At 57.4% G+C, this 13,316-nt stretch carries 14 protein-coding genes; 10 read left to right on the top strand and 4 right to left on the bottom strand.

Features of this window, described 5'->3' with window-relative positions; translation table 11 throughout:
- Nucleotides 1–197 precede the first annotated feature (197 nt).
- The gene (locus FHX05_RS08235) at nt 198–1,031 is read right to left on the bottom strand and encodes a helix-turn-helix transcriptional regulator (protein ID WP_112414856.1); all 834 of its coding nucleotides are present in this window, start codon (nt 1,029–1,031) and stop codon (nt 198–200) included.
- A gap of 93 nt (nt 1,032–1,124) precedes the next feature.
- Here FHX05_RS08235 and FHX05_RS08240 point away from each other — a divergent pair, with 93 nt between their 5' ends.
- Nucleotides 1,125–2,021, top strand: coding sequence for an SDR family oxidoreductase (locus FHX05_RS08240; protein ID WP_183871262.1), 897 nt, complete (start codon nt 1,125–1,127; stop codon nt 2,019–2,021).
- Nucleotides 2,022–2,145: 124 nt separating this feature from the next.
- Here the strand turns inward: FHX05_RS08240 and FHX05_RS08245 are convergent, their stop codons facing one another.
- Nucleotides 2,146–2,772, bottom strand: coding sequence for a TetR/AcrR family transcriptional regulator (locus FHX05_RS08245; RefSeq protein WP_183871263.1), 627 nt, complete (start codon nt 2,770–2,772; stop codon nt 2,146–2,148).
- 217 nt (nt 2,773–2,989) lie between these two features.
- Here FHX05_RS08245 and FHX05_RS08250 point away from each other — a divergent pair, with 217 nt between their 5' ends.
- The 5 genes from FHX05_RS08250 (at nt 2,990) to FHX05_RS08270 (ending at nt 8,311) form a co-directional block, all read left to right on the top strand.
- Nucleotides 2,990–4,531, top strand: a complete 1,542-nt coding sequence (locus FHX05_RS08250; protein ID WP_183871264.1) for an FAD-dependent monooxygenase — start codon at nt 2,990–2,992, stop codon at nt 4,529–4,531.
- 86 nt (nt 4,532–4,617) lie between these two features.
- Entirely contained in the window at nt 4,618–4,875 is a 258-nt protein-coding gene (locus FHX05_RS08255; protein WP_183871265.1) for a hypothetical protein, read from the top strand.
- Between the two features lies 1 nt (nt 4,876).
- Nucleotides 4,877–5,602, top strand: a complete 726-nt coding sequence (locus FHX05_RS08260) for a hypothetical protein (protein ID WP_183871266.1) — start codon at nt 4,877–4,879, stop codon at nt 5,600–5,602.
- A 21-nt stretch (nt 5,603–5,623) separates the two neighbouring features.
- The gene (locus FHX05_RS08265; protein WP_183871267.1) at nt 5,624–6,100 is read left to right on the top strand and encodes a hypothetical protein; all 477 of its coding nucleotides are present in this window, start codon (nt 5,624–5,626) and stop codon (nt 6,098–6,100) included.
- A gap of 624 nt (nt 6,101–6,724) precedes the next feature.
- Nucleotides 6,725–8,311: a hypothetical protein gene (locus FHX05_RS08270; RefSeq protein WP_246698885.1), complete on the top strand. Its 1,587-nt coding sequence runs from the start codon at nt 6,725–6,727 to the stop codon at nt 8,309–8,311.
- 128 nt (nt 8,312–8,439) lie between these two features.
- Here the strand turns inward: FHX05_RS08270 and FHX05_RS08275 are convergent, their stop codons facing one another.
- A complete protein-coding gene (locus tag FHX05_RS08275) occupies nt 8,440–9,141 on the bottom strand; it encodes a DUF5677 domain-containing protein (protein ID WP_183871269.1) in 702 nt (233 codons plus the stop codon).
- A gap of 137 nt (nt 9,142–9,278) precedes the next feature.
- Complete coding sequence (locus FHX05_RS08280) at nt 9,279–9,833, bottom strand: Arc family DNA-binding protein (protein ID WP_183871270.1); 555 nt, start codon at nt 9,831–9,833, stop codon at nt 9,279–9,281.
- Nucleotides 9,834–9,922: 89 nt separating this feature from the next.
- Here FHX05_RS08280 and FHX05_RS08285 point away from each other — a divergent pair, with 89 nt between their 5' ends.
- From FHX05_RS08285 to FHX05_RS08300, 4 genes are all read left to right on the top strand, one after another.
- Complete coding sequence (locus FHX05_RS08285; RefSeq protein ID WP_183871271.1) at nt 9,923–10,093, top strand: Arc family DNA-binding protein; 171 nt, start codon at nt 9,923–9,925, stop codon at nt 10,091–10,093.
- Between the two features lie 40 nt (nt 10,094–10,133).
- Complete coding sequence (locus FHX05_RS08290; protein ID WP_183871272.1) at nt 10,134–10,763, top strand: hypothetical protein; 630 nt, start codon at nt 10,134–10,136, stop codon at nt 10,761–10,763.
- Nucleotides 10,764–10,839: 76 nt separating this feature from the next.
- A complete protein-coding gene (locus FHX05_RS08295) occupies nt 10,840–11,364 on the top strand; it encodes a MerR family transcriptional regulator (protein WP_183871273.1) in 525 nt (174 codons plus the stop codon).
- A 1-nt stretch (nt 11,365) separates the two neighbouring features.
- The gene (locus FHX05_RS08300; RefSeq protein WP_183871274.1) at nt 11,366–13,312 is read left to right on the top strand and encodes a prohead protease/major capsid protein fusion protein; all 1,947 of its coding nucleotides are present in this window, start codon (nt 11,366–11,368) and stop codon (nt 13,310–13,312) included.
- Nucleotides 13,313–13,316 lie beyond the last annotated feature (4 nt).

The raw sequence follows: 13,316 nt of genomic DNA on the forward strand, positions 1-13,316 counted from the left end.
CCACCGCGCAGACCCGAAACGCGCACGAGGCGCAGGGACTGTCGGGGTATCCGCGCAAGCGCGGAACAGAGCTTCTCCATTGAGGGAGAAGGGCCTGGGCCTACCGAGACCAAGCCAGCCATTTTCGACGGACGATATCTAGGTCGGCTTCACGGATGCTGTCAATAGATAGGTACGCGCGCGACGCAGTACTTGCCTTACGGCTGAGGCAGTAGCGATCTGATCCGCTCGGCATCGTCAGGCGTTGCCGGATTGTAGACGATCATGCTGAGATCCGTCCGGCCATCGACCGAAAAGGCCGAATACTCGAATGCCAGCGGGCCGAGGATGGGATGGCGTATATGTTTGACGGCTTCGGTATGGGTGCCAGGAACATCGTTTTCGCGCCACATGGCCCTGAATTCCGGGCTGATGCGGCAAAGTTCCGCCACGAAAGGCTCGATCTCACTCGATGCGCCTGCGCGCGCTGCATCGACACGGAATGCGCCCAGGGCGAAACGGGCGACGCTTTCCCAGTCATATTGCACGGCGCGCGCACGCGGATCGAGAAAGATATAGCGCAGAATATTGCGTTCTTCCGGCGGTAGCGATCCGTAATCGATCAGCATCACGGGTGCTGCCCGGTTCCAGGCGATGACGTCCCAGGTGGCGGTCCGGATAATGGCGGGACTCGGCTCCAGCGCATTTAGCACGCGCTGCAGCCGCGGCGTAACGCCATCATTCTTGCGATAGCGCGCTTCCGGCGGACGCCCGAGGCCAAGCAGGAACAGGTGCTCGCGCTCCACTTCCGTCAGCATCAGCGCGCGGGCGATCCGGTCGAGCACGTCGGCGGAAGGCGCACCGCCACGGCCCTGTTCCAGCCATGTGTACCAGGTCGGACTGATATTGGCGCGCTGCGCCACTTCCTCGCGCCGTAGTCCAGGCGTGCGCCGCCGTTCGCCGGCAAATCCCAGGGCGGATGGGTCGAGTTTCGCGCGGCGGTCCCTCAGATAGGTCCCGAGCGCGTTTTCAGTTTCGATGAGATCGGTCATCCTGTTAGTGTCTTTACTATGATAATGTCACTACTTTACCAGAATAAACGATAGGCACAGATTTGTCTCCGACGAAATAAGGAGACAGTGCATATGCGTATATTCGTTACCGGTGCGACCGGAAATGTCGGCTCGCATGTCGTCAGGGAATTGATCGGTGCGGGCCATCAGGTGCTCGGCCTTTCGCGCTCGAAGGAAAAGGCGGTCGCGCTCGCCGCTGCCGGCGCCGAAGTCCTTCACGGCACGATCGAGGATGCGGCCATCCTGAAAAGCGGCGCTTCGCAATCCGACGGCGTCATCCACCTTGCCTTCAACCATGACTTCACGAGATTCGCCCAGAATTGCGAGGATGACCGTCGGGTCATCGCAACGCTGGCCTCGGCGCTTGCCGGTTCCGCCCGTCCGCTGGTCATTACGTCGGGTACGCCGATCGCCAACACGGTGCCGGGCGAGCCGGCGAAGGAAGATAATCCGATCGTCCGCTCCGACAAGCATCCGCGTGCCGCCACCGAGGAGGCCGGGATATTGGCGAGTGAAATCGGCGTCAATGTCTCGGTCGTGCGCCTCCCGCAGGTGCATGATCCGGTCAGCCAGGGGCTTATTACGCCGTTGATCCAGATATTCCGGGAAAAGGGTGTCTGCGCCTATGTCGGAGATGGATCAAGCCGCTGGCCGGCGGCGCATTTTACCGATGTCGGCCGTCTTTATCGCCTCGTCGCCGAGCGCGCTGAACCCAATGCCAAATATCATGCGGCCGCCGAGGAAGGCGTGCCCATGCGCGATATCGTCGAGACGATCGGCCGCCGCCTGAACCTGCCCGTCAAATCCATCACCAAGGAAGAGGCGCAGGATTATTTCGGCTGGCTCGCTCTGTTTGCCGGCCACGACATGCCGGCTTCCAGCGCCAAGACGCGCCAGACGCTAGGCTGGGAGCCGAAAGGTCCGACACTGCTTCAGGATCTTGCAGAGCTGCAGGTTTCCGCAGCGTAATGCCGGTGCCATCGGCCACGGTCCGCGGATGATCGATGGTCTGATGGATCATGCATTCGAAGACCCGGCCGACCATTCGGCCGGGTTTTCATCGTTCCAGGCTGCGATCCGGAAATTTCAAGGGTCAGATGTAGGGCGTACCCGCAAGTGCTGCGTCAATGCCGGCAAAGCCGCGGTCCATGATGCCCAGCAGAGCGGCGTCGGGCTTTCCGTTCTGGCGAAAGACGCGCAGTGCCTCGCGATAGGCGGCCACCAGGGTCGCCATCAGCATTGCGCCCGCGAGATGCGCATCGGCATCAGAGCGCGGCCGGCCCACGGCGTCGGACAGCATTATCGAGAGATCGCCGGCAAGGCTCACCTGCAGTCCGCATGCATGCGCCGTCAGTGCCGGGCTCTCCGCCACCATGCGCCAGAACGCGATAGGCCGCTCCGTGATCCTGAACAGGGGATGCTGCGTCTCCACCAGTTCCCGCATCAGCGCCTGGAAGGCGCGCACCGGCGGCGCTCGGCCACGATCGGCAATCGCCTCGCGCACCAGCTCCCGCACCTCATCCTCGCGATCGAAAACCAGATCCTCCTTGCGGCGGAAGTAGTTGAATACCGTCTTCCTGGCGACTTCCGCTTCATCAGCGATGTCGGCGACGGAAACCTTGTCGAAGCCATGTTCGACGAAGAGGCGTGTTGCGACATTGGAGATCGCCTGACGCGTCATCTCCTTCTTGCGGTCCCGGAGTTTGATTCGGTTTGACATAGCGATATTTATACCATAAGTAAATTTATACCGGGTATAAAATTGTGCCACGATCACGAAATCGGTGAAATCGGCACAGGTTTTATGGCTGTTCCTGTAGCCGGACCGTCGCCCGCTCGAATGGAGATTGGCTTTTTCCACCGACTCGCGCCGGCTGGGACTCCTGGAAGCCGGAATGTCTGGCGCCCTTGCGGCGCTGTTCGCTTGAGGAATTCTCTTGATTTATGATGTCCTGATTGCCGGCGGCGGACCTGTCGGCTTGTTTCTCGCCTGTGAGCTGCGTCTCGCCGGTCTCTCCGTATTGGTGCTGGAGCAGGCCGAGGATCCGCGCTCGCCTCTAAAGCGCCTTCTCTTCGGCATGCGCGGCCTTTCGGCGCCGACCATCGAAGCCTTCTATCGTCGCGGCCTGCTGGGCGATATCGCTGCACCCAAAACTCCGAAGGACGGTTCGGGCGATCGCGCCGCATCGGCTGCGCACTGGATACATCAGCCGCGCCGCCCCGGCGGCCATTTTGCCGGTATCCAGTTCTTCCATGACAATATCGATGCCTCGAAATGGCCCTATCGCCTGCCAAGCCCGGCCGGCACCAGCATGATGGTCGAGATGGAAAGCCTCGAAACGATCCTGGCCGCTCGCGCCGAGGCGATGGGCGTCGAGATCAGCCGCGGCTTCGGCGTCGAGAGCTTCGAGCAGTCGGATGAAGGTGTCTCCGTCTGCGCCGGAGGCGAGACCTTTCGTGGGCACTGGCTCGTCGGCTGCGACGGCGGCCGCAGCATCGTTCGTAAGGCTGGCGGCTTCGAATTTGTCGGCACCGATCCCGAATTTACCGGCTATTCTGCTGACGTCGAGATCGCAGACCCGGGCAAGCTTCAAGCAGGCCGCCACTACACCGCGACGGGCATGTACACTTTTTCGCCGCCCGCGACGATCGCGATGGTCGACTTCGACGGCGGTGCTTTCCACCGGACCCAGCCGATCACGCTCGAGCATGTGCAGTCGGTGCTGCGCCGTATCTCCGTCACCGAAGTCACTCTAACGGCAGTCAAGCTTGCCACCACATGGACGGACCGCGCCTACCAGGCGACCAGCTATCGCAGAGGGCGCGTTCTGCTTGCCGGCGATGCCGCGCACATCCATTCCCCCTTGGGCGGCCAGGGCCTCAACCTCGGTCTGGGCGACGCGATGAACCTTGGATGGAAGCTTGCCGCCGTGATCCGTGGCGATGCGCCGGACAGCCTGCTCGATACCTATTCCAGCGAGCGGCATCCCGTCGGAGCGCAGGTGCTCGACTGGTCACGTGCGCAGGTGGCGCTCATGCGGCCGAGCCGGAGCTCGCGGGCGCTCGAGGCGATCATCCGCGATCTGATCGATACCCGTGATGGCGCCACCTATTTCGCCGAGCGGGTATGGGGCGTTTCTCTCCGTTACGATTTTGGCGCGATCAATCCCCTGGTGGGCCGCAGCGCTCCCGATTTCGAGTTGGCCGACGAGGCGAGGCTTGGCGACTTCTTGAGAGCAGGCAGAGGCCTGCTGCTCGATTTCACCGCCAACGCATCGCTTGAGGCGCTTGCCGGCCGCTGGGGTAACCGGATCGCTTATCTCGCCGCGGACAATGTCGGGGACCGGCTTGACGTGAATGCCTTGTTGATACGGCCAGATGGTGTCGTCGCCTGGGTGTGCGAAGCTGAGTCCGATACCGAGGAAGCCGCAAAGGCTGCGCTGCGATGGTTCGGCGAACCGGAGCGCGCATCTGCCTGAGAAGCGCTGCGTCCGGAGCATGAGATAAGGTGCGTGTTTGGCGAAGGTCATGGCCGATGCTATGCGAGCGGGCAAGCATCCGGAACATGGCTCGGTGGAAAACCGCGACCGACGCGGATCAGGACGCCAAACAGATCGGAAAAGAGGTTGTCATCCGCCTCTTGAGCAGGTTGTTCTCTATATCTGTAGTATGGGCAGCGGTCAATGGCGGACAAGGTGGTTGTGCGAGCACCCTTTTAAATCAATCCGTTATCTCGTCCAACGCGGCCGGACGCCTCATTGAAAAGCTTGGTGAAACTGACGCAATTCCCAACCGCTTCAAGCTGACTATTTCGGCGGCTTAACATGACGCAGCTTCAGGTATCTCCTGCGCTGCTGCGCACGCGCATCTTGTCGCGCCCCTACGATGAACGCGACCGGTATTTTGAAACCGGACAGGGCACCAAGCCCGCAAGCAAGGCATACGAAAAGCAATCGTCCGCGCGAGCGGCTGAACGTGTCGTCGCACAGTCTCGCCGCCGTATCGTCACCACGGAACAGCGCTCCAAGGAAATCCAGCGTCGTCGCAAATGGTCGAGCGCCGGCAATATGCCGCCTGAAATTCGCGCCTGCTATTCTGAAGCCGAGCGCGCTGCCTTGTGCATTATCGCCAGTCGGTGCAGCGAAAAAGGCTTCTGCGACCTGTGCATTGACGAGATTGCGCGTTTGGCCGGCGTTGGGCGCACGTCGGTGCAGAATGCCATTCGGAAGGCACGCGCGAAGGCACTCGCACATATCTCCGTTCGCGAGCGTCCGCAGCGATCCGGCAAGAACCTTACCAACATCATCAAGATTGTTTCGTTGGCATGGCGTGGGTGGATCGAGCGGGGCATAGGGTTCAAACGTTTGAGCACTTCAGTGACTCAAGTTAAAACAACTCTCTCCGAGAATGCCGAAACTGAAAAATCGGCTTTTGAGAAGGAGTGCGCGGCTTCCGTCCATGATCCCTTCAAACGACCCGCTATGTGGCAAGCGCGTCCGGCTGAGAAGTGGTCGCGCCATTGGCGCACCTCAGCCACTGCGTACGGCTGATTCCACGCGCGAGGCCGAACAATGGTTGAACTTGATAGCAATACGATGCGGAAGCTGCACAAGCTCTTGCCCCTGCTTGCGAGCGGCCACGCGGGCGAGGTTGCCGCGACTGCGGCGGCAATCGTGCGGACGCTGCATAGCGCGGGTGCATGCCTGCATGATCTAGCTGCGATGATCGAAAAACCCCCGCGCGTTGTCGAAAAGGTTGTGTATCGGGATCGCGTCGTTGTCGAAGAGAAGATCGTCTATCGCGACAGGCCGGCGCATCCGGTAGAGCAGTCGCACAGCGATCACAGCTCACCATCGGCGGCGCGCGTCATCGAAGTAGGACGCGGGCTGCTGGCCTCTGGATCGTTGACCGACAAGCAGCGCGGTTTCGTGGAGAACATCGTCGCTTGCGCGGAGAACGATGGCGAGCGCTTCGCCATGACGCCAAGGCAGTGTGTTTGGCTCGATGGTTTGGCCGCGCAGCATCTCGGATCGGCGGCACATGCGTAGCCGCTTCACCACCCCACCCCTAAGCGGGTCCTTCCTGCGTTCTTCGCTGTTTAGCGGGTGCGCGCGACTGCGGGGTTTCGCTCCGTGCAAAGTTTTTTAAGGGGGTTCCGCCGCCATATCAGTGGAATCGGAATCACGAGTTAACATACTTGCAAAGAAGAAAAGCAAGGGGCTCACGCGACCGACTTATTGGTCCAAAAGCATGGCAGCTGTATGATTTCATCAAAACCGTTCCCCTTGGAAACGCTTTTGATGCTGTCTCTGATAAATAGAGTTTAGCGCGAAGCTCTCGCAAGAAAGATTTAAATGAAACCCGTTTCTTGCGGAAACGCGTTATTGGTCTAAATGCTTGGCGCAATTTCACAATCGCCACCATTATGGCTTCCAATTTCAACCCCTGATATTATATCAATACATCCCTTGGATCATCGGATTGTGGGGTAATGTGGATCGCTCGATAAAAAAACGCACCATCAACAATTCGTCAAGGGAATGACATCGCGACACGAGTCTGTGATAGATTAAAGAATGAAAGCCGGAAGAAACGAGCAATGCCCGTGTGGCAGTGGCAAGAAGTTCAAAAAATGTTGTTTGAACGTGAAACCGGCCGCGCGGCGCGCACCAATGCCTAACAACGATCTTCGTTTTGCGCAGGCCAGATTGCGACAACATCAGGCTGCCGAGGGCGTACGCCGACAGCAGCAAGGTCACGGCAACCCCATCGTCTCATGGATGGATGAGGCGAATGGCGTCCGATTTGTAGCTGTGAAATCGACGGTCCATTGGGGAAAGGACTGGTTTATCTTTCCGAACTTCCTTGATTATTACATGAAAAGGACGCTCGGCAATGAATGGGGCGAGCGGGAACGGAGAAACGGTCAACATCCGCTCTTCCGCTGGCTGCATAAGACCCAGGCGTATAGCAATCACAAGCCCGGCGAGCCGAAGGTGAAGACCATTATGATGATGGGCTTTATCGCCTGCTGGTTGCACTTAGCCTATGCGTTATACCTAATTGCCCACCATGACGAAATCCCCGACCAACTTCTAGATCGGCTTCGCACCCCGGTTCTTTTCCTCCCCGCCTATCATGAAGCCATTATGGGCGCGGCTCTGGCGGTCGCGGGGATGGAAATTTCCTGCGCAGAGACGAAGGCGGGGTCGACACCGACACCGGAGTTCAGGGCGAAATCCAAGATGTCCGGAACAACCTATGAGATTGAGGGCAAGCGCAAGAACGGCTGGAAAGCTCCCACGAGCGATGTAACCGACCCGGAGTTTCAGCGCGAGTTGCAAGCTTATGTGCGCAACCAGATTCATAAAGCGTCGAAGAAGAAGCTCAAGAATCCCGTTTATTGGTTTGAGCTGAGTATTCCCACGATGATGGCCGAGGCCGAGTGGCGGGTAGTCGCCGAACTGGCGGAAGCTGCGATTCGCCAAGCTGAGAACAACATGACAGTTGACGGCCAGCCGATCGCGCCCGCCTACGTTGTCATCACCAATCATACATTCGTCGCCAACGAGGATGTGACGGGTCACCCATGCTTCGGCTTGCTGCAAACCATCAAGATGGAAGACTTTCCCATTGGGCGGCCATTGGAGATCGAAGCAGCTCTTGAGGGTTACGACAAGCACCGCGATATTTTTTGGCTCATGGAGGCGTGGAAAACCGCCAGCACCGTGCCGACCACCTTCGACGGCTCGCCGCCTGAATTGCTTGACGGTGATGGCAAACTGCTGCGCACGGTCAAGCTCGGCGACATGATCGAGGTGCCCGACATGGACGGCAAAGCGGTTCGAGCAGAGGTGGAAGAGATCTGTTCATGGGGCGATAACAAGGCCATGCTTGCAGTTGGCGCTAATGGTCGTCATTGGCTCGTAGAGATGCCTCTAACAACGGGCGAAGCGGAGGCTGCGCGCCGGTACACGGATGCAATTTTCGGCAAAGTGAACGCCTCGCGTGGCCTGCGTGATGACAGCCCCTTCAGTTTGTACGACTGGCTATTAGAAGCGCATGCAAACATGACCCAAGCTCAGGTTAACGGTTTCTTCGATCAGAATCCGACACTCAACCACCACAAGAGCCTACCACTTAAACAAGCGCGCATCCGTGTCGCTCGCGAATTTACAAAACGGATTTGGATGAGCAGCGAGCAGGACAGGGATACTAGGGCACAGCAGGCCACTACGTCAAATATAACGGTGTCATAATCAGGACGGCATGGCTGCTTAGCGGCCGTGAAGCCTCAGGCTCGCTATGGGGTTTTATATCCGGACTGCGGCGCTCGCGGGTGGATTGTCGGGGCAAGTGGTCGATCCGTCGACTATGCTTAAAACCTTCACATAGCTTCGCGTTCCATTAGCATTTTTGCACGTACGGGCTCGAAACATTCCGGGTGCCCACCCTCGAACTTGGTGTGAATATCCAAGCTCGAACTCAGCAAAATCTCGGCAGCTGTAAAAAGCGGGAGGGTGATATCTTTGTTGGGGTTTGATAAATTGATTTCCAACGTGCCGGAGCTCATGTCCATATGTCTGTCCATAAGGGAGCGCAGGTTATTGTGGCTCTCGGAACAGAGGATATTATAGGTAATCAACCATTCCTTCGGCAGATCAGCGCGTTTAATGCGGTCCTGATTTGTAAGGGGCCTATGGCCGTTCTTCTTTAATTCGGCAAGTTCGGTTTCGTATTCAGTGAGCATCTGCCTGATATCGTCATTCTCTTCAATTATTTTGGAGCTGCTCTCGTTCTTAAAAAGCCGCAACCACTCGTGATAAAATGCCGCGTTCATGTTGTGGATGTAACCCGGATCACCGAGTAGCGCCTTGAGATCGACGTAGGCCTCAAATATTGATCGCAAAATAACATCAACGCCGGCTGACTTTTTCTTGCACAGAATGATAATGATGCTTCCCGATTGCTCGATTATCGTTGCGTAGAGCGCAATCAAGACGCGCTGAACTTCATCATCTTTGTTAAACCGCAAGCGCCGGGCTGAGATCACGGCGAGAGTGTGAAGTTCTGTGAGATGGTTAAGCAATGGTCATCTCCGTTCAACTGGCTGCGATGCCGTGTCGTTTGGTTAGTTGTAACGCATGTTGCTCGGCAAACGCGCTGCCGTTAGCCCTTTGGGACGACCAAAAAAAGCAATCAGCCCTGCTCAAACGCCCTCAATAGCTACTCATCGTCTCGGGGCGGAAGCAGGGATGAATAATCAGAGGTCTGATGTGTCAGGACAATGCGCCCACGTTTTCCAATAGGATGCAGGCTGACAAAGTCGCCAATCTGTGCGGACGAAAATTTCCTGTTCCGCGCTTGTTCCATAATTTCGGCTCGCTCTTCAAGCCTGCGGCGCTCTTCGGGGGTCAACTGAACGAATAGCCTCATGACGTCGTCGAGCCGCCGCTGTGCGTTCCATGCCCGACGCTCCAACTCGTTGATTACCGTCGTTTCTGGCGCAAGGCTTTGTTTCAAGCGATAGACCGCTTCTTCCATCAACGACCGGCCGCTGTAGTGAGCAGCGGTCATCAGCGAGAAGTTCAACTCCTCATCCAAATTTAATCCGGCATCTTCGAATTTTGGAAAATCCAGGCTGTTACCGAGCCGATGAACGATCTCTGCGTTCATCGAGCGTCCGCTTTTCCTTGCCTCATCGCGAAGCCGATCACGCATGCCTTCGGGAAGCCGAAGCATGAATTTGTCTTGAAAGGTCCGGTTCTGCTCTTCGGTCATGAAGTCCTATTGACATCATTTGTCGCTTGACTGCAATAGTGTCCTTAGGACATAACAATGAAGTCCTTTGGACATCATGGGGAGCTATTATGATTCGCGAAACGCCTGACAAGTTTATGCTTCGTCTTCCTGAAGGGTTGCGAAATCGCATCAAGGAAGCTGCAGAGCGCAATTTCCGGTCAATGAATGCTGAAATCGTGTTTCACCTGAACCGCACGTACGCGGAGGACGAAACGAAAAAAGTTGACGTAACGGCGTAGGGAGCCGGGTCGGCTTCTACCTCGACGAAAGGTACATTAAATGCAGGCAAAACGTACGACCGAAAACATCGATCAAGCGACCGCCCTCGACCGACTTTCCAAACTTGCCACCCGGCTAGACTGCCTTACTGGGGAAACACAGGATACGCTTTGCGCTGCTGAAATTGCGACAAGCCATATCGTTGACGTCCTTTTTCCGGGACGAAAGGCAAGCGATCATATCAAGGCGGTTTGGGCCGATGATTACTACCAGATCGATGGCCGCGAACGCAGACACATCGACTTCATGACGAGCGACATGGTGGAGCGTGCAACCCGCGCCGACCGCATCGCAACCGAGCTTTCAGAAGAGCTTCTGCAGCTCTCTCATGAAATGCGCGCCGCCGCTAAGGCCGACAACGCATCCGGTCTCGAAGATTGCATTTCTGCGTGGAAGACTGCGCACGCCGCATGGATTGATACCGAAAAGGGTGGCGCTATTCCCACCGATACGCCTGAAGCTGACACGGAAGGGAATGCACTTTTGGCCCTCGCTTCGTACCCGTGTGCTTCGTTGGTGGATATCCACCGCAAGGCTAATCTGTTTCTGAACAACGAGTATTTGTGCGGCGTAGCCTCGGACTACGCGTCAAAGCTGTTGCGCTCGTTCTCAGGCGACAATAGTTATTGAGTCACACTTGTTACTAAATTGACGAAAGTACCAGTTCGTGCTTATAGTCACACACGTAACCAAATGAGGTGATTCAATGGAAAAGTTTAAGACGATTTATTTCGCAGGCGCTGTAGCAGAAGCTATCGGCGTTGGTCCGGGCACAGTCCGCATGTGGCGCGACCGTGGTATCTGCAACTTTGGAACGGTCATCGAAGGCGGCGAGGACAATCCGCGCTCTCGCCGCCGTTACGATGTGCGCGAAGCCTGCATGATGGGGATGGCCCTTTACCTCTCCCGCTTCGGTATCGATCTGCAGCAAGCGTTCAACATCGTTGCTGGTTCGGAAGATGTGAAAAACACCATCGCAGCCGTATTCTTTAATGCCGACGAGCCGGATTGCATCTTCTGCCTTGTCGATGGCAACGGCGGTTCTGAGGACGGCGCAGGGTGGGGCAACTTGCTGTTCTTGAGGCTCGACCAGTGGAAAGCCCATGTCGCCACCGCTTTCGAAGCTACCGACGTACTGACCAAAGAACCCGCTGAAGCCGTTCTTTCGGTCAACGTTAGCGCCATTGCCCGTCGTGTCGTGAAGGCGCTGCGTGAAGCTGACGAGGGCTAAAATGCCGAACACACTGCGCAAGGACAATGTCGATAGTGATCTGCGTCGCTTCGGCGGTTTCCGCTCCGAGACGCTGAATACGGATGACCGCACGGTTTGGGCGGTCGCGGCAACGGAAACGCCGGTTCGCCGCGCTTTCGGTGACGAGGTTCTGCGTTGCGCCAAGGCGGCAGTCATTGCGGATCGCTTACAAGGGCTTCCCGTCATCGACAGCCACAACAGCTCCAGCGTCCTTTCGATCTTGGGGCAGGTTGTCGAAAGCCGCTTCGAGGGTCGAAATCTCATGGTGAAGATCGCTTTCGCCAACAATGAGCGAGGCGATGCTGCCTTCGCGCTCGTTCGTGACGGCATGTTGCACAAGGTCAGCGTCGGTTATCGCATCCACAAAATTGAAGAATCCACGTCGCGCGACGGCGCGCCGCTCATCACCGTAACCCGCTGGGAGCCGATGGAGCTTTCTCTTGTCTCGGTTCCGGCTGATCCCAACGCTACCATTCGAGGAAAAGTCAAAATGGCTAAGAAGCCCGCATTCGCGCGCAGCTCTGTAGCGCGCGTTCAAAATGAAATTCTGGAAGACGACATTGAAGCCGGCCACCACGGCGATGATGACGGCCATGAGAATGCCCGTCAGCGTTCGTTTTCGGTGGATGGCATGCGCTCCATCATCGAAATGCGCAACTATGCCGCTCACAGCGGTATCTCTGATGGGGACTTTGATAAGATCATGTCCCGCAGCAACGGGTCGATCGATGCCCTGCGCGCCGCCCTATTCGAGCGCTTGGCTGAACATGATCTCTCGATCTCAGTAGATTCTCGCATGGGCCTCGACCAGTTTTCCGGCCAAGGCCACCGCGCCAATGAGGTTGAGAGTGCGGTGATCGATGCGCTTGCTGTCCGTCTCGGTGCGAACCCTTCGATACAGGCCAATCCCCTCGCAGGTCGCTCCACAGTAGAAATCGGTCGCCATTGGCTCGAAGAGCGCGGCGTCTCGACGCGCGGCATGGATGATGTCCGCATTGCGGATACCTTGATCTCGGGTCGGTCGGTCGGTGGCTTCTACGCTCGTGGGATGCACACCACCTCCGATTTTCCGATGCTGTTGCAGGCCGCTGGCAATCGCGCGCTCTTGCAGCGTTATGAGCCGCTGACCAGCCCGCTCAAGTCGCTGTCCACCAAGCGCAATGCCCGTGACTTCCGTCAACAGAGCTTCATTCGTCCGGGCGAAGCTCCGAAGCTGAAGAAGGTTCTGGAGAGTGGCGAAATTAGCGCCGGTTCGCTGAACGAGGATAGCCTTGGCCTCAAGGTCGAAACCTATGCTCGCCTGTTCAACATCAGCCGCAATGCGCTGGTAAACGACGATCTCAGTGCTTTCATCGATTTCCTTGGTGCATTCGCACAGTCAGCGGCGGAAACGGAAGGCGATCTCTTCGCAAGCTTGCTGACCGCTAACGATCACAAGGGCATGACGCTCTCTGACGACCTGCCTCTGTTCCATGCCAGTCGCAACAATCTCGCAAGCGTCGGTTCCGCGATTACCATTGATGCGCTCTCTGATGCTCGCAAGGCCATGCGTCTTCACAAGAACGTAAACGGCACGGGTACAGCGGGCGTTGTTCCGGCTGTCCTGCTTGTCGGCCCGGAAAAAGAAACCGAAGCGGAAAAGGTCGTCACGCAGATCAACGCGACCAATCAATCTGAGGCTAACCCATTCGCCGGCAAGCTCCGCGTGATGGTAGAAAATCGCTTCGAAGGCCCTGGCTGGTATCTGTTTGCCGATCCGGCCACCCGCCCGGCCCTCATGCATGGCTACCTGCAAGATTTTGAGGGCCCGCAGCTCGAAAGCAAGGAAGGCTGGGATGTGCTTGGCACGTCCTTCCGCTGCATTCTCGACTTCGGTTGCGGCGTCTTCGAATGGCGTGCGGCCTACTTCAATCCCGGCGTGAAGTAAGCAG

Origin of the sequence: Rhizobium sp. BK491, from assembly GCF_014194925.1 — a bacterium.
Taxonomy (GTDB): domain Bacteria; phylum Pseudomonadota; class Alphaproteobacteria; order Rhizobiales; family Rhizobiaceae; genus Rhizobium.

Excerpts from the sequence above, each read along its gene's own strand:
- FHX05_RS08235 (WP_112414856.1), bottom strand. The coding sequence starts at position 1,031 with ATGACCGATCTCATCGAAACTGAAAACGCGCTCGGGACCTATCTGAGG.
- FHX05_RS08240 (WP_183871262.1), top strand. The coding sequence starts at position 1,125 with ATGCGTATATTCGTTACCGGTGCGACCGGAAATGTCGGCTCGCATGTC.
- FHX05_RS08245 (WP_183871263.1), bottom strand. The coding sequence starts at position 2,772 with ATGTCAAACCGAATCAAACTCCGGGACCGCAAGAAGGAGATGACGCGT.
- FHX05_RS08255 (WP_183871265.1), top strand. The coding sequence starts at position 4,618 with ATGGCTCGGTGGAAAACCGCGACCGACGCGGATCAGGACGCCAAACAG.
- FHX05_RS08260 (WP_183871266.1), top strand. The coding sequence starts at position 4,877 with ATGACGCAGCTTCAGGTATCTCCTGCGCTGCTGCGCACGCGCATCTTG.
- FHX05_RS08265 (WP_183871267.1), top strand. The coding sequence starts at position 5,624 with ATGGTTGAACTTGATAGCAATACGATGCGGAAGCTGCACAAGCTCTTG.
- FHX05_RS08270 (WP_246698885.1), top strand. The coding sequence starts at position 6,725 with ATGCCTAACAACGATCTTCGTTTTGCGCAGGCCAGATTGCGACAACAT.
- FHX05_RS08280 (WP_183871270.1), bottom strand. The coding sequence starts at position 9,833 with ATGACCGAAGAGCAGAACCGGACCTTTCAAGACAAATTCATGCTTCGG.
- FHX05_RS08285 (WP_183871271.1), top strand. The coding sequence starts at position 9,923 with ATGATTCGCGAAACGCCTGACAAGTTTATGCTTCGTCTTCCTGAAGGG.
- FHX05_RS08290 (WP_183871272.1), top strand. The coding sequence starts at position 10,134 with ATGCAGGCAAAACGTACGACCGAAAACATCGATCAAGCGACCGCCCTC.
- FHX05_RS08295 (WP_183871273.1), top strand. The coding sequence starts at position 10,840 with ATGGAAAAGTTTAAGACGATTTATTTCGCAGGCGCTGTAGCAGAAGCT.
- FHX05_RS08300 (WP_183871274.1), top strand. The coding sequence starts at position 11,366 with ATGCCGAACACACTGCGCAAGGACAATGTCGATAGTGATCTGCGTCGC.